The following is an 18,677-nucleotide window of genomic DNA, read 5'->3' as shown; positions in this document are numbered from 1 at the left end:
TGCGAACCGCCAGCCTACCCGTCCGGGGGTGCGCCCTCAAAGGCGGGGAGGAGATCGAGGATCGTGGCCTCCGGCGGGCAGGCGAAGCGCACCGGCGCGTACCGCGACTCGCCGAGGCCCGCGGAGACGTGCAGCCACGACGCCCGGTGGCGGGACAGGCCCCGTGCCTGGCGCAGCGGCAGGTCGCAGTTGTCGACGAGCGCGCCGACTCCGGGCACGCGCAGCTGCCCGCCGTGGGTGTGGCCGGCGAGCACGAGGTCGTAGCCACGCTCGACGAAGACGTCGAGGGCCCGGAGGTAGGGGGCGTGCACGAGGCCGAGGCGCAGCGCGACGGCGGCGTCGGGCGGGGACCAGTCGACCACGCTCGGGCGGTCCCACCCGGCGTGGGGGTCGGCGAGACCGGCCACGTCGACGGGGCCGCAGGCGGTGTCGATCTGGCGGCGCCGGTTGTCCAACAGCTGCCACCCCCCACCCTCGAGCCCTGCGATGAGCCGCGAGGTGTCGAGGCGTCTGCCGATGTCGGGGGTGCTCGGCCCGAGCAGGTAGCGAGCCGGGTTCTTCGGCCGGGGCGCGAAGAAGTCGTTCGAGCCGAGCACCGCGAGGGCGACGCGGCCTTGGGCGAGGTCAGCGAGGGTCTCGACGACGGGCTCGACCGCGTCGGCATGGCCGAGCAGGTCGCCCGTGGCGACCACCACGTCGGGTTCGGCGCGCAGGCACCGGCGCACGAAGGCGAGCTTGGCGTCCTGGCCGGGCACGAGGTGCAGGTCGGACACCTGCAGCAGCCGCAGCGGACGGCGGGCCGGCGGTCGCAGCACGGGGACGGTGACGTGGCGCAGCCGGAAGGCGCGGCGCTCGACGAGGCCCGCGTAGGCCACGCCGGCGATACCGGCGCCCACGAGCCCGGCAGCGGCGCGCGCCGCCCTCATCGCGGCGGGCGGAGCGGCGCGAGGGGGTGCTCGTCCTCGGGCTGCGCCTGCTCGCCGACGGGCTCGGCGGCGGGGTCGCCTGCCGGGGGCGACGGGCTCGGCGCCGGCGCCGGCGACGCGGTCGGCTGGGGAGCCGGGTCCTCCTGCGTGCGCTGGCGGCCCACCTCGAGGACGACCGCCTGCCCCTCCGGGGGGCTCGCCCCGGCACCCGGTCGCTGGCCGACGACCCGCCCGATCGAAGCCGCGTCGTCCACCGGCACCTCGACGACTGTGCCGACGAGACCCGCCTCGGCGAGCCTCGCCAGCGCGGCTTCCCGCGTCAGGCCCACGACGCCCGGCACCTGGGGTGCAGCCCCCGCGCCGTCGGACACGCCGAGCTGGACCGCCGACCCCTGTTCGGTGGTCGTGCCCCCACCTGGTGTCTGCGACACGACCGTGCCGGCGGGCCGGTGGTCCGTCACCGTCTCGGTGATCGCGGCGAACCCCGCGCCGGCCAGGGTGCGCTCGGCATCGTCTGCCCGCTTGCCCAGGACGTCGGGAACGGTGGCGACCGGCAACGGCGGGGGGGCAGGGAACGACTCGACCGGCAGGTTCAACGCCGCCACCGCCCGGGACATGAAGCGCTGCCACAGCATCGTCGGCAGGCAGCCGCCCGTCACCGAGCCCCCACAACGGGAGTCGGTGAGCGTCCGCGGCTGCTCGTGGCCCACCCACGCCGCGGCCGACAGCTGCGGGATGTAGCCGACGAACCAGGCGTTGTAGTACTCGTCGGTGGTCCCGGTCTTGCCGGCCGCGGGTCGCCCGATGCCGCCGCGTCGTGCGGCCGTGCCCGACTCGATCGGGCCGCGCAGGAGGGCTGTGGCCCGGGCGGCGATCCCCGCGTCGACGGCCTGCTCGCACTGCCCGCCGCCCCCGGAGATCTCGCGGCCGTTGCGGTCGAGCACGCGCGCGATGACGAACGGCGGGCAGTGCACCCCGCCGTTGGCGAGCGTCCCGAACGCCGACGCCATGTGCAGGGGGAAGACCTCCCCCGCGCCGAGCACGAGCGAGCACAGCGGCTCGAGCGGCGTCGGGATGCCCATGCGCCGGGCGACGTCGACGAGCTTGGCCGGTCCGGTCCGGTCGAGCAGGTGCGCGAAGTAGGTGTTGCTCGAGCGGGCGGTCGCCGTCCCCATGTCGAGGACGCCCTGGCTCGCGTCGGCGTAGTTGCCGATCTGGTGACCGCGGCAGGCGGGGTCCGTGTGGGTGTAGCGGGCCTGCGCGTCGAAGGCGTACGTCGGCGAGATGCCCTCCTCGAGGGCGGCGACGATCTCGAAGGCCTTGAACGCCGACCCCGGCTGACGACCGCTCCCCCCGCCCTCGGGCACGGCCGGGTTCACGTCCACCTGTCCGGGGCCCGGACCGTAGGGATGCGGCCCGAAGCCGACGGCGAGGACCTCGCCGGTGCGCGGGTCCACGGCGGTGAGGGTTCCGAGCGGCGCGTCGGGGCCGCCGAGCACCTCGGCGATGACCGCGTGCGCGATGTCCTGCAACGCGGGGTCGAGGGTGGTGTGGATCTCCAGCCCGCCGAGCAGGACGCTCTGGTCACGCTCGGCCTCGGTGGCGCCGAGGGCCGGGTCCGCCTTGAGCTGCGCCCGCACGTAGTCCACGAGGTAAGGGCTGCGCGCCTCCGGCAGCTCGTGGATGTCGAGCTCCAGCGGTGAGGACTCGAGGGCGTCCGCCTCGGCCTTGTCGAGGAAGCCGGCACGCGCCATCTGGTCGAGGACGATGTTGCGCCGGCGCAGCGCCGACAGCGGGTCGTCGACGGGGTTGTTGCGGGCGGGGGAGCGGATGATGCCGGCGAGCAGCGCGCCTTCGGCGACGGTCAGCTCGCGGGGGTCCTTGCCCCAGTAGAACTCGGCGGCGGTGCCGATCCCGTAGACCCCGTTACCGAGATAGACCTCGTTCAGGTAGGCCTGGAGGATCTCCTCCTTCGTGAAGCGGCGTTCGAGCTCGATGGCGTACACCGCCTCGCGCAGCTTGCGGTCCACCGTCTGCTCGGAGCCGACCACGCGGTTCTTCACGAGCTGCTGGGTGATGGTCGACGCGCCGCTGGTGATGTCGCCGGCGGTGACGTTGCCGGCCAAGGCGCGGGCGATCGCGCGCCAGTTCACGCCGTGGTGCTCGCTGAACTGCGCGTCCTCGGTCGCGACCACGGCCTCGCGCACGTGCGCCGGCACCTCGTCGAGCCCGACGATGCGGCGGTTCACCGCCCGCAGCACGGCGATCTCGCCGCCGTTGCGGTCGTAGATCACGCTGCGCTCGGCGGCCTCCCCGAGGTCGTCGGGCAGCGGGGGGATCTGCGCCATCAGCTGACCGTCCACCACGTCGAGCAGTCCACCGGCGAGACTCGCCGTCGGGGCCAGGCTCGCCGCGAGCAGCATCGCGGCGCCGCCGATGCTCACCCCGAGCAGGACCAGGCGCAGCGCGAGCGGGCCCCAGTCAGAGGGGCCCGTCATCCGCTGCGCGGTGACGTCGCTCGTGGGCGATGACGATCGGGGCATGGCCGACAGCGGCTTACGGAAACCCTCGGTCCTGCGCAACCGCTACGGCCAGGGATAGTACCCGGCCGCGTGGCGTGGCGTCCTCAGGCGGCGTCGGCGGCGCCGTACAGCCAGCGGCCGAGTGCCGTCAGCCCGTCGACGTCGTTGACGTCGCTCCCGAGCAGGGGCACCTCGACGAGGGCGCGAGGGTCAACGCCGTGCAGCGCGGCAGCGACCGTACGCCGCTGGCGCGAGGCGACGTCGCGGCGCTGGACGTGCAGACGGAGCAGCGCGGCGGCGGCGCGCTCCTCCGGGCCGCCGTCGCCGAGGCGCGCGATGGCCGCCTCGGCCGCCGCCCTGTCCGGCAGCGCGAGGCTGTCGTCGGCCGGGGGCGTCGTGCGGTTCACCACGACGCCGGCGGTCGGCATGCCGTCCTGCGCGAGGCGTTGGAGGAAGTAGCGCGCCTCGCGAAGCGCCGGCGTCTCGGGGGTGGCGACGACGACGAACGCCGACGAGGGGCTCTGCAGGAGCTTGTAGACCGCCTGGGCGCGGTCCTTGAAGCCGGTGTACATCCCCTCGAAGGAGTGGAAGAAGTCGGCGAGGTCGTGGAGCACCTCCGCGCCGGTCAGCCGCGACGCCGCCTTCATGAACATCCCGGTGCCCCACGTCGCGGCGCGCCCGAAGGCCTTGCCGGCGCGCAGGCCGGGCGCGAGGAACGTCTTGAGGAACCGACCCTCGAGGAAGTCGGTGAGGCGCTTCGGGGCGTCGAGGAAGTCGAGGGCGTTGCGGGTCGGCGGGGTGTCGATGACGATGCAGTCGTAGCGCCCCGACTCGTGGAGGTCGTAGAGCTTCTCCATCGCCATGTACTCCTGCGTGCCCGCGAGCGACTCGGACAGCTGCTTGTAGAAGCGGTTCGACCGGATCGCCTCCGCTCGGGCGAGGCTCGGCGCGTGGCGGTCGATCACCTCGTCGAAGGTCTGGCGCATGTCGAGCATCATCGCGTCGAGGCCCTCCACCCCCCGCACGGCACGGGGGGTGTTGTCCAGGGCGTGCAGCCCGAGCGACTGGGCGAGACGGTGCGCCGGGTCGATCGTGAGCACGATGGTGCGCCTGCCTGCGCGCGCGGCGCCGAGCGCGAGCGCCGCGGCGGTGGTCGTCTTGCCGACCCCCCCCGACCCCGTGCAGACGATCACGTGGCGTTTGGCGACCGCCGGCGAGAGGTCCCGCCCGCGGGCCGCGTCCAGCGCGGACTTCGTCATGGCCTTCCCCCACGCCTTCCCCCACGCCTCACTGGACCGCTTCCTCGACGAGGTCGGCGAGGACGGCCAGCTCGGCCTCCTCGAAGCGCTCCGCGAAGAGGTAGGGCAGCTCGAGGATCGGCAGGTCGAGCTTCGCCCGCAGCTGCTCGCGCATGCGCTCCTGCAGGTCGAGGCGGGCCAGGTGGCGGTCGGCGAGTGCCCGCAGGTCCGCCGCGGCCTCCTCGGACACATCGAGGCCCGCCCCCGCGAGCACGGCAACGAGGTCGGGGGTCTCGAGGTCGTCGCGGAACGCTTTGCGCGCCGGCTCGTCGAGCTCGTCGGTCAGCGTGCGGTTGACGACCACCGGGCCGAGGGTCACGCCGAGCTCGCGCAGCGCCGCCGCGCTCTCGATGGTCTCGGTGACCGGCATCTCCTCGAGGACGGTCACGAGCTGGAGGTGCGTGCGGCCCGGGTCGAGGAGCATGTCGACCACCGACTGCGCCTGGTTGCGGATCGGCCCGACGTGCACGAGCTCGGTCGTGGCGTCGGGGGCGCGGAGGAAGTTGACGATCCGCCCCGTCGGCGGGGCGTCGACGACGATGAGGTCGTAGTGGAAGCGCCCGTCGTCGTCGCGGCGGCGCTCCATCTCCTTCACCTTGCCGATGAGCAGGACGTCCTTGATGCCGGGCGCGGCGGTGGTGGCGAACTCCACCGCCGTGGAGCCCACCACGAGCTTCGACAGCCGTCGGGCCCCGTAGAACATCTCGAGGTACTCGAGCAGCGACGCCTCCGGGTCGATCGACATGCCGAAGAGGCCCGGCCGGAACTCGCGCTCCTGGAAGTCCCACGGCTGGGTGCTGAACAGCCGCGACATCGTCTGGCGCCCCTCGACCTCGACGAGGCATGTGCGCCGGCCGGTGCGGGACCCCGCGAGGGCGAGCACCGCCGCCACCGACGACTTGCCGACCCCGCCCTTGCCCGTGACGATGAGCACGCGCGGGTCGAGCAGGTTGGACACCTCCACGGTCGCTCCGGTCTCCTCGTTCGGGCAAACTCCGTCAGGGCGAAGTTCGACGCGAGGGCCATCCTGTACCCGACGGCCGGGACGCGCACGCGGTCACGCCAGCCCGCCCGTACAATCCCCCCATGGTCCCCCGCGCCCTTGCCCGGCGGTTGCCGCTGCGTGCCGCTGGTGTCGTGCTGCTCCTCGCCGGCCTCCTGCTCGGCCTGCTGTCGGCTGCGGCCGGCGCCCAGGACCCGCGCTCCACCGTGGAGATCGCCGAGGTCGAGGGGCCCCTCGATCGCCCGGTGGCCGCCTTCCTCACCGACGTCATCACCCGGGCCGAGGCCTCGGGGGTCGACGCCGTCGTCATCACCCTCGACAGCCCCGGCGGGCTGCGCGTCTCCGGCGGCGAGCTCGCGGACCGCATCGCGGGCTCGGCGGTGCCGGTCGTCGTCTGGGTGGGCCCGCCCGGGGCTGTGGCGGCGGGCGCCGCAGCGGTCGTCGCCGAAGCGGCGCACGTGCTCGCGCTCGCACCCGGTTCGACGATCGGACCTTCCGAGCCCGCCGACCTGCACGACGGGGCCCCGTCCGGGGAGGCCCTCACGGTGACCGCAGAGGGCCTCGACGTCGACCTCCGGGCGCCGCCGGGGGCACGGGTCGTGACCGAGTCGGTGGCACTCGACGAGGGGGCGGCGGCGATCGTGGCCCCACGCCTCGAGGACGTGCTGAGCGAGCTCGACGGGCTGACCGTGACGGTGCGGGGCGCCCCGAGGAACCTCGACATCGACCCGCAGGCCGCGACGGTGCGGTTCACGAACCTCGGCCTCGGCCGTCGGGTCCTCCACGGCCTCGCCGACCCGTCGCTCGCTTACGTGCTGCTGCTCGGCGGCGCCCTGGCCCTCGCCTTCGAGATCTTCCAGCCCGGGTTCGGCGTCGCCGGCGTGTCGGGCATGGCGCTCGCCGGGTTCGGTCTCTACGGGGTCGTGGCCCTGCCGGTGGCGTGGTGGGCGTTCGCCCTGGTGGTCGCCGGGCTCGTCCTGCTCGCCGCCGACCTCGCCATCGGCAGTCTCGGGATCCTCACGGCGGCGGGTGCGGTGGCGCTCGGCGTCGGGTCATGGAACCTGTTCGCCGGGCCCGATCTCGTCACCCTTCCGGGGTGGCTGGCACTGCTCGGCGTCGCCAGCGCCGTCGTCTTCTTCGTCCCGGTGATGACGATGGTGCTGCGCGCACAGAGCAGCCAGGCGATGGCGGGGGCGGACCGGGTGGTCGGCAAGTCGGGCGTCGTGCGCTCGATGCTCAACCCCGAGGGCCATGTCTTCGTCGACGGTGCCCTGTGGCGGGCACGGGCCCCCGAGGCCGCCGGCAGGGTAAAGACGGGGACCCCCGTGCGGGTCATCGGACTGAACGACCGGCTCACCCTCGACGTGGAGCTCGTGGACTCCCCCCAGGAGGCAGCCCGATAGGTAGGCTGCAGCCCTACCCCGTCGCCGATCGGGAGGTTGCTGTGGAACTGGACGGAATAGTGCTCTTCGTCGCCGTGCTCGCGGCGCTGCTCCTCGCGGTCGCCGTCGCGGCGATCAAGATCGTCCAGGAGTACGAGCGGGGGGTGATCTTCCGTCTCGGAAAGGTCCTCCAGGGCGCAAAAGGCCCGGGCTTGTTCTTCATCGTTCCGATCATCGACAAGATGGTGAAGGTCAACCTGCAGACGGTCACCGTCAACGTGCCCTCGCAGGAGGTGATCACCCGTGACAACGTGACCGTTCGCGTCGACGCGGTGGCGTACTTCAACGTCGTCGAGCCGGTCAAGGCCGTCGTGGCGATCCAGAACTACATGTTCGGCACGTCGCAGGTGTGCCAGACGACCCTGCGCAGCGTGTGCGGCACCGCGGAGCTCGACGAGCTGCTCGCCGAGCGGGAGCGGCTGAACTCCCAGATCCAGCAGATCGTCGACGAGCTCACCGAGCCGTGGGGCGTGAAGGTCACGCTCGTCGAGATCAAGGACGTCAACCTCGGCTCGGACATCCAGCGGGCCATGGCCCGCCAGGCCGAGGCCGAACGTGACCGCCGCGCGAAGATCATCAGCGCCGAGGGTGAGTTCCAGGCTGCGCAAAAGCTCCACGAGGCCGCACAGGTCATGGCAAGCGAGCCGATCGCCTACCAGCTGCGCGTGCTGCAGACCATGAACGCGGTCGCTGCGGAGAACAACTCGACGCTTGTGCTGCCCATACCGATGGAGCTGCTCATGGGTTTCCGGGGGGCGAGCCAGGGCGCGCGTCAGGAGTGAAAAACCCTCTTTCGCCCGCCGACGAATCGTCGTACCCTCGGCGCTCGAGGAACCGGAGCTCGGCAGATTCGAGGGATCGTCGTGGGTCGGAGCATCGCATCGTTGCCGCTGCTGCAGACCACGCTGTCCACAGCCTGGCAGGAACACGGCCTGTGCCGCACCACCGACGCCACGGTGTTCTTCCCGCCGATGCACTTCGAACCGAAGCCGGAGCGGGAAGCGCGGGAGACGAAGGCGAAGGCCATCTGCGCGGCGTGCCCCGTGCAGGTCGAGTGCCTCGAGTGGGCGCTCGACACCGAGGAGCCGTTCGGCGTCTGGGGCGGGCACTCGGAGCTCGACCGCAAGCACATCCTCGCGGCCAGGCTGAAAGCGTGCTGAGCCCGGCCGCTCGGTGACGCCCGAGGATCGCCTGGCCGAGCTCGGGATCGCACTGCCGGAGCCGCCGGCGCCGGCAGCCGCCTACGTGCCGTGGGTGCGTTCGGGCGACCTCGTGTTCACCGCCGGACAGCTCCCCCTCCAGGATGGCCGGCTGCTCGCCACCGGCCTCGTCGGTCGGGCCCTCGGCGTCCCCGAAGCGCAGCGCTGCGCGCGCGCCTGCGCGGTGAACATCCTCGCCCAGGTGCGCGCCGCCGTCGGCGACCTGTCCGCCGTAGGCCGGATCGTGAAGCTCACGGTCTTCGTCGCGAGCGCCCCGGGGTTCTCCGAGCAGCATCTCGTCGCCAACGGCGCATCTGACCTGCTCGGCGAGGTGTTCGGCGAGGACGGCCGGCACGCGCGCTCCGCGGTCGGTGTGGCCGCCCTGCCCCTGGACGCCCCCGTCGAGGTCGACGCCGTCGTCGAGGTGGCATAGGGACCGCGGCAGCCTACGTCTGCCCGCACCTACGGGCGTTCGGGGCGGACGTGGCGGACGTCGCCCTCCCGGCGGGTGACGCCACGCCGGTCGAGCTGCTCGAGGAGGGGCACGGCGAACTTGCGGCTCGTGCCGAGCACCTCCTTCGCGCGGGCGGCGGTGAGGGGGCCGTCGGCGGCGTAGGCCGTCCGCAGCCGGTCGACCGCCTGAGCGAAGGCGCCTGCGGTGAACGCGAGGTCGGGGGCCAGCCGCACGAGGTCGCCGGCGGCCTCGAGCTCCCGGACGAGGGCGGGTGATGCGCCGGCGCCCGCGGCGGCGTCGTCGAGCCGTGGGGGGGAGAACGGATCAGCGTCGAGCGCCTCGAGCAGCGCGGTCCTCGCCCGCTCCTGCGCGGGGTCGAGGCGCACGGCGTGGTCAGGCGCCCGCAGGCCGGGGCCCTCGGCGACGACCGCGCCGTCCCGTGCGAGCAGCGCCAGCAGCTCGTCGACGAGTGGTTCGGGGCACCCCGCGCGGGCGGCGGCGCGGGCGGCGAGGCTCTTGGGGGCGACGCGGTCGACCGGGTGCGCCCGGTGATAGCCGGCGAGCGCCCGACCGACGGCGTCACGCCACGACGCGACGGCGTCGGGGTGCGCCCACGCCGGTCCGAGGCGCAGAAGCCCCCCGGACGCGGCGGCCGCCGCCGCGTCCGCGGTGCCCACTCCCACAGCCGCGGCGGTGCGCGTCGCATCGGCCGCCCCGCGCTCGGCGACGTGGCGTCCGAGGAGGCCAGCCCGGTCGCCGGCCTCCAGCGCATCCACGCGGGCGGCGAGCTCCTTGCCGCGGGCGGCCCGCTGCGAGCCCCTGGAGCGCGGCGGCGGGTCCGCGTCGACGACGACCCCGCCACCCACGGTGGCCTGCCGTCCGGCTTCGCGGAGCACGAAACGGTCTCCGGCGGTCAGCGGGGCGGGCTCGTCGAGCTCGACGCGCACGAATCCCTCACCGGTGATCTTCCCCGCGAGCGGGTAGAGCCTCGCGACCCACTCGCCGGACCCGGCGTGCAGGTGCCAGGCGCCGCGACGGTCGATCGCGGCACCGGGCAGGGCGCGGGCGTGCGCGTCGAAGGCGGTGACCGGCAGCCACTGGTCGGGCAGTCCGAGGGCGTTTCCGCGACCCACCACGGCACGATCGATCCCCGAGAGGTTGACCGCGACACGGCTGCCCGGCAGCGCCTCGTCGACGGCGGTCTTCAGCGACTGGAGGCCGCGGACCCGCGCGGGCCGGTTGCCGGGCAGGACGGCGACCTCCTCCCCGACGCCGAGGCGGCCGCCCGACAGGGTGCCGGTCACGACCGTGCCCGCGCCCCGCACCGTGAACGTCCGGTCGACCCAAAGGCGCGGGCGCCCGCGGTCGGCCGGGGCGGGAGCCGCGTCGAGCACGGCGGTGAGCTGCTCGGCCAGCTCGTCGAGGCCCGCACCGGTCACCGCGCTGACCGCGACGATCTCGACGTCGGCGAGGGCGCTGCCGGCGAGCTGCTCGCGGGCGAGCTCCTGGGCGAGGTCGAGCGTCTCGGCGTCGACCGCGTCCGCCTTCGTGACCGCGACGACGCCACGGCAGACGCCGAGCAGGTCCAGGATGTCGAGGTGCTCCTGGCTCTGGGGCATCCAGCCCTCGTCGGCGGACACGACGAACAGGGCGAGATCGACCGCGCCCGCGCCGGCGAGCATGTTGCCCACGAAGCGCTCGTGGCCGGGCAGGTCGACGAAGGCGACGGTGTGGCGGCCGACCTCGGTCCACGCGAAACCGAGGTCGATCGTGAGGCCGCGCTGCTGCTCCTCGGCGAAGCGGTCCGGCTCCATGCCGGTCAACGCCTTGACGAGCGCGGACTTGCCGTGGTCGACGTGCCCGGCGGTGCAGATGACCCGCATGCCGGGAGCGTACTGCCGCCCGCGGGCGGTGGCCCTCGCAGGCACAGTCCCACGGCGCAGGGCGGGGCGGTGTTTGGCGACGCCGCCGCCGGCGAAGGCTGCGGAACGACATTGACGACGAAACGGCGGACTCATGATGCGCGCAGCCGTACCCGCCCTGCTCGCGGCGCTGGCTCTGCTGGGCGGCTGCGGCGAGAACGCCACCGCCCCGGCGGACACCGAATCCGGTCAGGTGCCCGGGGGCGAGCCCGCAGGCGAGGACACGGCGCAGGCCGGTGACGGCGTCGAGGTCGAGATGCGCGACGCGCAGGACCAGCCGGTGGGCACGGTGACGCTGACCGCCGACGGCGAGCGGACCCGCGTCGCGGCATCGATCGACGGGCTCGAGCCCGGCTTCTACGGGTTCCACGTCCACCAGAACGCAGACTGCGACCCTGACGCCCCCGACGGGCCGTTCACGACCGCAGGCGGGCACTACAGCCCCGAAGGCGGCGCTCACGGGGCGCACGCCGGCGACCTCCCGAACCTGCTCGTCGGCGAGGACGGCCGCGCGGAGATGACCGTGTCGACCGACCGGTTCGCCCTCGGGGACCTCAGGGCCGCCGGCGGCGCCTTCATCGTCCATGCCGGGGCGGACAATCACGCGAACGTCCCCGAGCGCTACCTCGACGGTGGACCGCCCGACGAGGACACCCTCGCGACCGGTGACGCCGGTCCCCGCCAGGCGTGCGGGGTCATCGGCGAGCCCGCCGCCACCTCCTAGCAGGCGCACCGCCGGCGCGTCCGCCCGCCGTGCGGTGCGGGGAGGCAAGGACCTGGCCGCCTGGCGCGCCTCGGGCTGGGCAGCGATCGGCGCGCCGTGGAACCATGGGCGGCGTGGATTCGACGCGCGTCGACCGTTGGCTGTGGGCCGTCCGGCTGTTCAAGACCCGGGCGGAGGCCAACGCCGCGTGCCGGGGCGGCCACGTGCGTCTCCACGGGGCCAAAGCGAAGCCGTCCAGCCTCGTGAAGGCCGGTGACACCATCCGGGTGCGGACCGGTGGGCGTGAACGGGTCGTCGAGGTGGCCCGGGTCGTCGACCGTCGCGTCGGTGCCTCGGTCGCCGCCGAGTGCCTCGTCGACCACAGCCCCCCGCCGCCCCGCCTTCCCGAGCGCGGACCGGTCCCCGTCCGGGACCGCGGTGCGGGGCGTCCGAGCAAGCGGGAGCGCCGCCAGCTCGAGCGGGCGCGCGGGCGGCAGCCACGGTGACCGACCTCTCCGTCTCCCCACGCCTCGTCGACCTCCTGCCCCCCCGGGGGGTGCCGGCGGACGCCGACACGATCTTCGCGACCTTCACCGGCTGGGCGGAGGGGCGCGGGCTGCGCCTGTACCCGGCGCAGGAGGAGGCGCTGATCGAGGTCGTCTCGGGCTCGCATGTGATCCTGAGCACGCCGACGGGGTCGGGCAAGAGCCTCGTCGCGACCGGAGCGCACTTCGCCGCGCTGGCCGAGGACAAGACGAGCTTCTACACCGCCCCGATCAAGGCGCTCGTCAGCGAGAAGTTCTTCGCGCTCATCGAGATCTTCGGTGCGGACAACGTCGGCATGATGACCGGGGACGCGACCGTGAACGCCGACGCGCCGATCATCTGCTGCACCGCGGAGATCCTCGCGAACCTCGCCCTGCGTCAGGGGCCTGGGGCCGACATCGGCCAGGTGGTAATGGACGAGTTCCACTTCTACGCCGAGGCGGACCGCGGCTGGGCTTGGCAGGTGCCGCTGCTCACGCTGCCCCAGGCCCAGTTCGTCCTCATGTCCGCCACGCTCGGCGACGTGCGCTTCTTCCAGGAGGACCTGCGCCGGCGGACCGGTCGCCAGGTCGCCGTCGTCACCTCCGTCGAACGTCCCGTCCCGCTGCAGTTCCGCTACGTGACCACGCCGGTGCACGAGACGATCGAGGAACTGCTCGAGACGCGCCGCGCCCCGATCTACGTCGTGCACTTCACCCAGGCGTCGGCGGTCGAGCGCGCCCAGGCGCTCATGAGCGTGAACGTGTGCACCCGGCAGGAGAAGGACGCCATCGCCGAGCTCATCGCGGACTTCCGCTTCGCCGCGGGGTTCGGCAGGAAGACCCTGTCACGGCTCGTCCGCCACGGCATCGGCGTGCATCACGCCGGGATGCTGCCGAAGTACCGGCGGCTGGTGGAACAGCTCGCGCAGGCAGGCCTGCTGAAGGTGATCTGCGGCACCGACACGCTCGGCGTCGGCATCAACGTGCCGATCCGCACGGTCCTGTTCACGGCGCTGACGAAGTACGACGGTGTCAGGACCCGCCACCTGAACGCCCGGGAGTTCCACCAGATCGCCGGCCGCGCCGGACGCGCCGGGTACGACACGACCGGCACCGTCGTCGTCCAGGCCCCCGAGCACGTCGTGGAGAACGAGAAGGCGCTCGCCAAGGCCGGCGACGACCCGAAGAAGCGGCGGAAGGTGACCCGCAAGAAGCCGCCCGACGGCTTCGTCAGCTGGGCTGAGTCGACCTACGACCGGCTCGTCGCGGCGGAGCCCGAGACGCTGCGGTCCCGGTTCGCGGTCAGCCACGCCATGCTGCTCAACGTGATGGAGCGCCCCGGCGACGCGTTCGCGACGATGCGGGCGCTGTTGACCGACAACCACGAGGACCGCCCCGCCCAGCGTGACCACATCCGCCGTGCCATCGCGCTCTACCGCGAGCTGCTGACCGCCGGGGTGGCCGAGCGTCTCGGGGAGCCCGACGCCGAGGGCCGCACCGTACGGGTCACCGTCGACCTCCAGGACAACTTCGCGCTCAACCAGCCACTCGCGCCGTTCGCGATGTCGGCGTTCGCGCTCCTCGACCACGACTCGCCCACCTACGCGCTCGACGTCCTGTCGGTGGTCGAGTCGATCCTCGAGGATCCTCGACAGGTGCTCGGTGCGCAGACCTTCAAGGCGAAGGGCGAGGCGGTCGCGCAGATGAAGGCGGACGGCATCGACTACGACGAGCGCATGGAGCTGCTCGAAGACGTCACGCACCCGCGCCCGCTCGCCGACCTCCTCGAGACCGCCTTCGCGCTCTACCGTCAGGGGCAGCCGTGGGTCGCCGCGCACACCCTGTCGCCGAAGTCGGTCGCCCGTGACCTCTACGAGCGCGCGATGACCTTCGCCGACTACGTCGCCTTCTACGAGCTGTCGCGCTCCGAGGGACTGGTGCTGCGCTACCTCTCCGACGCGTACAAGGCGCTGCGCCAGACCGTGCCCGACGAGCTCAAGACCGACGAGGTGGACGACCTCGATGCCTGGCTCGGTGAGCTCGTCCGCCAGACCGACTCGAGCCTGCTCGACGAGTGGGAGGCCATGCTCGCCCCCGGCGCGGGCGCCGAGACCCCCAAGCCCGCCGTCGACGAGGGCCCCCCGCCGGTCACCGCGAACGTCCGGGCCTTCCGGGTGCTCGTGCGCAACGCGCTGTTCCGGCGTGTCGAGCTCGCGGCCCGCCGTCGGTGGGAGGACCTCGGCAAGCTCGACGGCGCGCACGGCTGGAGCGCCGAGACCTGGTCGCAGGCGCTCGAGCCGTACTTCGCCGACCACGACGAGATCGGCACCGGGCCCGACGCGCGAGGACCGCGGCTGCTCGTGGTCGACGAGGAGCCCGGCGTCTGGAAGGTCCGCCAGGTCCTCGACGACCCTGCCGGCGACCACGACTGGGCCATCACCGCCGAGGTCGACCTCGCGGCGTCCGACGAGGCCGGGACCGCCGTCGTGCGGGTCCTCGACGTGGGCGCGGGTTGAAGCGGCGCCAGATGCCCGCCGGCGAGCCGAAGGGGCTGTCCATGCCGAGCCGTTGGTGCGTCGCCGTGGTCCTGCTCGGCCTGCTGATCCCCGCCTGCTCGAGCGGCGTGGACCCCGCGGAGGAGGCAGAGACCGCGCCGGACCCCCGCGCCGAGGCGGTGACCGTCGAGCAGTACGCGACCGCCTCCCACGAGGCCTGCGAGTACTACCTCGGAGCGCTGTTCAGCCTGGCGCAGGACGACGAGGAGCTCGACCTCGCGCGCGAGGACGCCTCCCAGAAGCTGTTCCTGCGCCGGGCCGGGGACATCGCCGCGCTCTATGCGGACTACCGGTCGACCATCGACGCACTCGAACCGCCCGACGGCGCCGAAGCGGCCCACGAGGAGATCGTGGCGCTGATGGACGACAACCTCGGCACGATCGAGGCGGTGGGCGAGTCCTACGCGCGCGGCGCCCGCGAGGAGGGCGCCTCGCTCATGGCCGAGTCCTCGCGCATCGACGAGGAGATCGCCGCCTTGCAGACAGGTCTGGGCATCCGCCCCTGCGGACGGTGAGCCCCAGGGACCCGTCGATCTCCCCGGGCGCGGGTGAGGCCGGCAGAGCGTCGCGCAGGGCTTCCCGCCCTACTCGTCGGGCGCCACGCCTGCGATGAGGCGGCGAACCTCGCCCGCGACCTGCTGGTCGGTCAGGACGACGACCTCGTCGCCGGCCTCGAGGACGGTGTCGCCGTTCGGCATGATCGCCTCGCCGTTTCGGCGCACGTTCGTGAGGATCGTGCGGGGCGGCCAGACCACGTCGCGCACGGCACGGCCGGTGGCTTCCGCGTCGGGGGCGACGACGAGCTCGACGAACTGGGTGCCGGCCAGGTCGCGCAGCCGTGATGACTGCTGGCGCTGCTGCACGCCGAGGCTGCGGGTGACCGCCCGCTGGTAGGCCTTCACGACGTCGGCGCGGCCCACCATCCCGACGAGGCGGCTGTGGTCCTCGGCGGCGACGACCGGCAGGCGGCCGGCATCGATGGCGCCCATGCGCCGCACGGCGCGGAAGACGGGGTCCTCGGGCGTGACGGTCAGCACGCGGCGGGTGCAGATGTCGCCGACGGTCCGCTCCCGCAGCGCCATGATGTCGCCGGTGCGGGTCATGGCGTCCTCGTCGACCCCGTCGGGGTTGACGGCGCGGGCGAGGTCGCTGATCGTCACGACGCCGACGAGCCGGTCGCCGTCCACGACCGGGAAACCGTGGCGGCGGGTACGGCGGAACTCCGCCTGCAGCTCGGGGACGGTCATCGACGGCGGTACCGCCGGCGGGTCGGGGTTCATGATCTCGCCCACCCGCACCGTCTGCATGATGTCGACGTCCTCGGGCTCGGCGTACACGATGCCACGACGGGTGAGCGGGAGGGTGTAGGCGGACTCGCGGTCGAGGCGGTCGGCAAGGAACGTCGCGATGCCGGTGGCCAGCATGAGCGGCAGCACGAGACCGTAGTCGCCGGTGAGCTCGAAGGCGAGGAGGATCGCGGTGAGCGGGGCGCGGGTGCTCGCGCCGACGACGGCCGCCATGCCCGCGAGCGCGAACGCACCCGGAGCGACAGCCGCGCCGGGCAGCACCGCCGCGGTGACGTGCCCGTACGCCCCTCCGAGCGCCGCGCCGATGAACACCGCCGGGGCGAAGCTGCCGGCCGAGCTGCCTGTGCCGAGGGTCAACGCGGTCGCGGCGAGCTTGGCCACCAGCAGGACGAGGAGCACGCCGGCGGCGGACAGGCCCGTGCCGCCGACCTCGCCGGCGAGCATGCCCGCGATGGGGTCGGTGACGACCCCGAGGACCGGGGGCAGGTGGTCGCCGGTGCCGAGCACCTCCGGCACGGCGAGCGCGATGAGCCCGACGCCGAGCCCTCCCGCGGCGGTGCGCAGGGGCGGCCAGACCCGCGCCCGCTCGGCGACCACCGTGACGATGGCCTCACCCCGCACGAGCGCGACCCCCACCCCGGAGGCGGTCAGGCCGAGCACGGCGTAGAGCAGCAGCTCCCGCGGGTCGGCGAGGGTGAAGGGGGGCGGGGAGTAGATGAGCTCCGGCCCGACGATCGTGCGGGCGGTGACGGAGGCGACGACGCACGCGACGACGATGACCTGCAGGTAGCGGGCGCGGAAGCCGCCGATGATGACCTCGAGCGCGAACAGCATCCCGCCGATGGGGGCGTTGAACGACGCCGCGATCCCGGCCCCGGCGCCTGCGGCGATGACGGCGCGCTTCTGCTCCTCGTTGAGGTTCAGGAGCCTGCCGGCGGTCGACCCGACCGCCCCGCCGATCTGCACGATCGGGCCCTCGCGGCCACCGGAGGCGCCCGTGCCCAGCGCGAGGCCGCTCGTGAGGAGCTTGCCGAGCGCGAGGACCGGGCGCATCCGCCCTCCGTGGAGGGCGATCGCGGTCATCACCTGGCTGACGCCCGCGCCGCGCGCCTCGGGCACCCAGTAGGTGATGAGCACGCCGACGAGCAAGCCCCCCAGGGTCGGCGCGAGGACGACGACGAGGCGGTCCGGGCCGGCGAACGCGACGGCCTGCACGGCGCGGACGAGCTCGATGAGCGCGACGGCCAGCAGACCCGTGGCCAGCCCCACACCGGCCGCGAGGGCGACGAGCACCCCGTCGCCGGCACGGTCCGTGGACGCCAGACCACGAACCCGCCGGACGAGCGGGTGGTCCCTCAGCCGGATCGTCGCCATCGTGCGGCAGCGTACGCCCGGCCCGGTCAGCTCAGACTGCCCCCAGCACGGCGGCGAGGCGCTCGCCGAGGAGGTCGTCGGCCTCGGGAGGCACGGTGCGCAGGTCCACCCACAGCGCCCCGTCGTCGACCCGCACGACGATCGGCGGGTCGCCGGCGCGCAGGCGATCGGCTGCGGCGTCGGGCCGTGCGGCGCCGAGGCGCACGACGGGGGTCCGGACGGACAGGCCCGGCGCGGATCCCCCGCCGACGAGGGTCGCGCCTTCGGTGACCTCGCCGCCGAGGCGCGCGGCGAGCGCCTTCGCCCGGGCGGCGATGACCACCGGGTCGGCGCGCAGCATCGCCCACGTCGGCACGGGTGTCCCCCGCAGGTGCGCCTCGAGCGTCGCGACGAGCCCGGCGATGCGGAGCTTGTCGAGGCGCAGGGCCCGGGCGAGCGGATGGCGTCGGCACCGCTCGACGAGGTCGGCGCGCCCCGCCAGGATGCCGGCCTGCGGCCCGCCGAGAAGCTTGTCCCCGCTCGCGAGCACGAGGTCGGCGCCCTCGGCGAGCGACCCGGCGAGGCTCGGCTCGCCGGCGAGCCACGGCTCGTCGCTGTCGACGAGCAGGCCGGACCCGACGTCGTGGACGAGCGGCACGCCGAGGTCGCGTGCGACATCCGCGACAGCCGCCACACCGGGAGCCTCGGCGAAGCCGGTGATGCGGTAGTTCGACGGGTGCACCTTGAGGAGCAGGGCCACGCCGTCGACGGCGTAGTCAACGGCCCGTGTGCGGTTCGTCGTGCCGACCTCGACGAGGCGGGCCCCCGAGGCCGCCATGATCTCGGGCAGGCGGAAGGAGCCGCCGATCTCGACGAGCTCCCCGCGGCTCACGGCGACGTCGGCGCCCGGGGCGAGTGCCGCGAGCGTGAGCACGAGCGCGGCGGCGCAGTTGTTCACCGCCAGGGCGTCCTGCGCGCCGGCGGTTTCGGCGAGCAGCGGGTCGAGACGCGCCCCGCGCGATCCACGCCGCCCGGTGGCGAGGTCGTACTCGAGGTCGCAGTACCCGGCCGCGTCCAGCATCGCCTGCCGCGCGTCGTCCGAGAGCGGCGCGCGGCCGAGGTTGGTGTGCACGACGACGCCGGCGGCGTTGTAGACGCGACGCGGGGGTCCCGGGCGCCGCCGAGCGAGGTCGGCGTCAGCCGCCGCGACGAGCTCCGTCGCGTCGGGCGGCTCGCCACCGGCGTCGAGCAGGCGGGCGCGGGCGACGTCCACGGCCGCGCGCAGGGCCGCGGTCGCCGGGCCCCGCCCGTAGCGCGCGACGAGGTCGCCCGCGGCGGCGACGAGGTCGTCGATGCGGGGCAGCCGCGCGAGGCCGGCACGGTCGGGCATGCCGTCATTGTCGCCGATCGCCGGTGGTCCCGGGTCTCGTCCTCCGGCGGGCGGCGGGACCGCCCGGTGTCGCGGG

At 74.0% G+C, this 18,677-nt stretch carries 15 protein-coding genes; 8 read left to right on the top strand and 7 right to left on the bottom strand.

The annotated features are described in order from the left end of the window. Window positions 1-14: 14 nt before the first annotated feature. The 4 genes from VM324_08840 to VM324_08825 all read right to left on the bottom strand — a co-directional run bounded on the left by VM324_08840 (window position 15) and on the right by VM324_08825 (window position 5,710). Window positions 15-926, bottom strand: coding sequence for a metallophosphoesterase (locus VM324_08840; GenBank protein ID HVL99384.1), 912 nt, complete (start codon window positions 924-926; stop codon window positions 15-17). Next, window positions 923-3,469 (bottom strand): transglycosylase domain-containing protein, encoded by a 2,547-nt coding sequence (locus VM324_08835; protein HVL99383.1) that lies wholly within the window; start codon window positions 3,467-3,469, stop codon window positions 923-925. The genes VM324_08840 and VM324_08835 overlap by 4 nt, the downstream gene beginning before the upstream one ends. 83 nt (window positions 3,470-3,552) lie before the next feature. After that, window positions 3,553-4,707 carry an ArsA-related P-loop ATPase gene (locus tag VM324_08830; GenBank protein HVL99382.1) on the bottom strand — a complete coding sequence of 385 codons (1,155 nt, stop codon included), beginning with the start codon at window positions 4,705-4,707 and terminating at the stop codon, window positions 3,553-3,555. 28 nt (window positions 4,708-4,735) lie between these two features. Then, complete coding sequence (locus tag VM324_08825) at window positions 4,736-5,710, bottom strand: ArsA-related P-loop ATPase (protein HVL99381.1); 975 nt, start codon at window positions 5,708-5,710, stop codon at window positions 4,736-4,738. Between the two features lie 122 nt (window positions 5,711-5,832). Here VM324_08825 and VM324_08820 point away from each other — a divergent pair, with 122 nt between their 5' ends. The 4 genes from VM324_08820 (at window position 5,833) to VM324_08805 (ending at window position 8,823) form a co-directional block, all read left to right on the top strand. After that, window positions 5,833-7,152 carry an NfeD family protein gene (locus VM324_08820; GenBank protein ID HVL99380.1) on the top strand — a complete coding sequence of 440 codons (1,320 nt, stop codon included), beginning with the start codon at window positions 5,833-5,835 and terminating at the stop codon, window positions 7,150-7,152. 41 nt (window positions 7,153-7,193) lie between these two features. Continuing rightward, complete coding sequence (locus VM324_08815; protein HVL99379.1) at window positions 7,194-7,973, top strand: SPFH domain-containing protein; 780 nt, start codon at window positions 7,194-7,196, stop codon at window positions 7,971-7,973. A gap of 102 nt (window positions 7,974-8,075) precedes the next feature. Beyond that, on the top strand, window positions 8,076-8,351 hold the full coding sequence (locus tag VM324_08810) for a WhiB family transcriptional regulator (protein HVL99378.1): 276 nt from the start codon (window positions 8,076-8,078) through the stop codon (window positions 8,349-8,351). Window positions 8,352-8,364: 13 nt separating this feature from the next. Beyond that, window positions 8,365-8,823 (top strand): RidA family protein, encoded by a 459-nt coding sequence (locus tag VM324_08805; protein HVL99377.1) that lies wholly within the window; start codon window positions 8,365-8,367, stop codon window positions 8,821-8,823. Window positions 8,824-8,852: 29 nt separating this feature from the next. Here VM324_08805 and selB read toward each other — a convergent pair whose 3' ends face one another. Next, the gene (gene selB / locus VM324_08800; protein HVL99376.1) at window positions 8,853-10,727 is read right to left on the bottom strand and encodes a selenocysteine-specific translation elongation factor; all 1,875 of its coding nucleotides are present in this window, start codon (window positions 10,725-10,727) and stop codon (window positions 8,853-8,855) included. Window positions 10,728-10,860: 133 nt separating this feature from the next. Here selB and VM324_08795 point away from each other — a divergent pair, with 133 nt between their 5' ends. From VM324_08795 to VM324_08780, 4 genes are all read left to right on the top strand, one after another. Continuing rightward, the gene (locus tag VM324_08795) at window positions 10,861-11,490 is read left to right on the top strand and encodes a superoxide dismutase family protein (protein ID HVL99375.1); all 630 of its coding nucleotides are present in this window, start codon (window positions 10,861-10,863) and stop codon (window positions 11,488-11,490) included. A gap of 113 nt (window positions 11,491-11,603) precedes the next feature. Further along, window positions 11,604-11,975, top strand: coding sequence for a S4 domain-containing protein (locus VM324_08790; GenBank protein HVL99374.1), 372 nt, complete (start codon window positions 11,604-11,606; stop codon window positions 11,973-11,975). Next, window positions 11,972-14,512: a DUF3516 domain-containing protein gene (locus VM324_08785; protein ID HVL99373.1), complete on the top strand. Its 2,541-nt coding sequence runs from the start codon at window positions 11,972-11,974 to the stop codon at window positions 14,510-14,512. The genes VM324_08790 and VM324_08785 overlap by 4 nt, the downstream gene beginning before the upstream one ends. Window positions 14,513-14,553: 41 nt before the next feature. Then, on the top strand, window positions 14,554-15,066 hold the full coding sequence (locus VM324_08780) for a hypothetical protein (GenBank protein HVL99372.1): 513 nt from the start codon (window positions 14,554-14,556) through the stop codon (window positions 15,064-15,066). A 69-nt stretch (window positions 15,067-15,135) separates the two neighbouring features. On the opposite strand, the gene VM324_08775 is transcribed toward VM324_08780, so the two are convergent. Together VM324_08775 and selA are read right to left on the bottom strand one after the other, a co-directional pair. Next, entirely contained in the window at window positions 15,136-17,232 is a 2,097-nt protein-coding gene (locus tag VM324_08775) for a chloride channel protein (GenBank protein HVL99371.1), read from the bottom strand. Window positions 17,233-17,263: 31 nt separating this feature from the next. Next, entirely contained in the window at window positions 17,264-18,601 is a 1,338-nt protein-coding gene (gene selA, locus VM324_08770) for an L-seryl-tRNA(Sec) selenium transferase (protein ID HVL99370.1), read from the bottom strand. Window positions 18,602-18,677 lie beyond the last annotated feature (76 nt).

This window comes from Egibacteraceae bacterium, from assembly GCA_035540635.1.
GTDB lineage: Bacteria > Actinomycetota > Nitriliruptoria > Euzebyales > Egibacteraceae > DATLGH01.
Note: the sequence above shows the minus strand (reverse complement) of the source record. Positions and strands in the feature narration are given on the sequence as shown.